The organism is Kitasatospora nipponensis (assembly GCF_039528135.1).
GTDB lineage: Bacteria > Actinomycetota > Actinomycetes > Streptomycetales > Streptomycetaceae > Kitasatospora > Kitasatospora nipponensis.
The window spans coordinates 10257-12213 of the sequence record NZ_BAAALF010000221.1 but is presented as its reverse complement, the minus strand read 5'-3'; the positions used below and the strand labels follow the sequence as shown (position 1 = coordinate 12213).

The following is a 1957-nucleotide window of genomic DNA, read 5'->3' as shown; positions in this document are numbered from 1 at the left end:
GTCGTCGGCACCGACCGCGAACGGCGCCGGGCCCGCCCCCGGCGCCGCGGCCGGCAGGGCGCCGCGCAGCGCCTCGGCCAGCGCGTCGGGGGCCCAGGGCGCGTCCAGCCCGTCGATCCGCGCGGTCAGCGGGATCAGCGGGGCGTTCGGTGGCAGGCCGCAGGCGGCCAGCGCCTCGGCGAGCTCGGCCGGGTGCGCGGCGCTCTCCGCGCCCAGCAGGCTCGCCAGCCGCCCGGCCGACCGGCGGCGCTCGGCGGCCTCCCCGCGCGAGCGGGTCCAGAGCGTGGCCAGCACGTCCGCCAGCCCGTGCAGGACCGCGGCCCGGCCGGGCCCGGGGGCGTGCGGGTAGAGGTACCAGGCGTCGAACGGCGTCTCGCCGCCCTGCCCGACCAGCAGCGCGGCCGCGCCGCCCGCCGGTGCGCCCGCCCCGACACCGGCGGACTCCCCGTCGGGGGCCGGCAGCGCGCGCCGGACGTCCTCCGGCGCCGGGTCCGGCGCGCCGTCCGAGGTGGCGACCGTGCGGCCGGAGGCGGTGACCAGCGAGCAGGGCCCGCAGCCCAGCCGGGAGACCGCCCGGTCCAGCACCATGGCCGGCGGCGCCCCCGCGTACATCAGCTCGACCAGCTCCCGGCGGGCCTCCTCCGGCACCGCCGCGGTCTCCGGGCCGGACCGCAGCTCGCCCCAGAGCCGCAGGTAGACCCGGTCGGTGACGGCCCGGAAGCTGGTGCCGGCGGGCACCGAGAAGAGCGGGATCCCGTGCACCCGGCAGGCCTCCACGAGCCCGGCGGGCACCTCCCCGTGGGTGCCCTCGCCGGCCAGCAGGGCCGCCACCCCGGCGCTGCGCAGTGAGGTCGCGAAGCGCAGCGCGAGCGCCTGGGCCGAGGGGTGGTCGGGCTGCCACCAGACCAGTCCGGAGAGCACCAGCTCGCCGGGCTGCAGGTAGCGGGCCGGGTCCTGGAGGTCGGTGGAGGTCACGCCGGTGACCGCGCGGTCCAGCAGCTCCGGCGGTCCCCAGGCCAGTTCCAGGCGGAGGTCAGGCACCTCCAGGAGGTCTCCGACGATCATCTGCCGCTCCTCGTGCCGAGCGCCACAGCGGGCGCCGCACCCGGCCGGCCCTCTTAGCAGCCAGGGATTCAGGTGCAGATGCATGGTAAATGCCAGGGCTGACGCCCAGAAACCCTCCTAGCTGATCATCCACATGGCGGACGGCGCACCGGCCCCCGCCGCCCGGCGCCGCGGCGGCCTGTGGGAGCGTTCTGCCCACGAACGCGTGGATCGAGGAGGCGGCGGTGTTGCGTCACTGGTGGTTCCTGCGGCTGCTGGGCGACCGGGCCCACAGCGCGGGCCCGAGCGGGCGACCCGGGCCGAAGCGATGTCCCGGGAGCAGCAGGAGCTGGTGCTGCACGAGTGGCGGACCCTGCTGGAGCGCCTGCGCCGGCACGCCGAGGAGCGGGTCACCGAGGCGGGCGACGTGATGCGGGCCGCCGAGCCGCGGTTCCCGCCCGGGCTGGCCGCCGGTCCGGCCGGCACCGACTACCTCTGGGCCAGCGAGGCGTACCAGGCCGCCGGGAAGCTGCTCGACGAGGCCGCCGACCTGCCCGACCTGGCCGCCGCGGTGGTGCTGGCGGAGCGGGCCGTCGAGCGGCTGGCCGCCGCGCACGAGCGGCTGGCCGGGCGGCGCCCGCACGCCCGGGTGACCCGTTGCTTCTACAACCCGCTGCACGCACCGGCCGCCGGGCCGGCCGGCGGCGGGCACGGCGGCGGCAAGGGCCCCAAGCGCAAGGGCCGCCCGCACCTGAGCCCGCGCGAGGCCGCGGCGAGCCGGCGTCCTGCCTGCGAGGCCTGCCGGCTGGCGATCCTGGCCGGCCAGAGCCCCGACGTGCTGCCCGCGCTGCTGCCGGTGCGCCGCTCCTGGCACCGCACCCGGCGGGTCCTGGTGCCCTACTACGCGGTGCCT

The 1957-nt window shown here is 78.8% G+C and carries 1 protein-coding gene and 1 pseudogene; one reads left to right on the top strand and one right to left on the bottom strand.

The genetic code is table 11. From position 1 onward, the window contains the following. The coding region (locus ABD323_RS35540) for a PucR family transcriptional regulator ligand-binding domain-containing protein (RefSeq protein WP_344446218.1) at positions 1-1065 on the bottom strand (1065 nt) is incomplete at its 3' end. 307 nt (positions 1066-1372) lie between these two features. Between ABD323_RS35540 and ABD323_RS35535 the strand changes: the two are divergent. After that, positions 1373-1957, top strand: a pseudogene (locus tag ABD323_RS35535) (hypothetical protein); the annotation flags it as partial.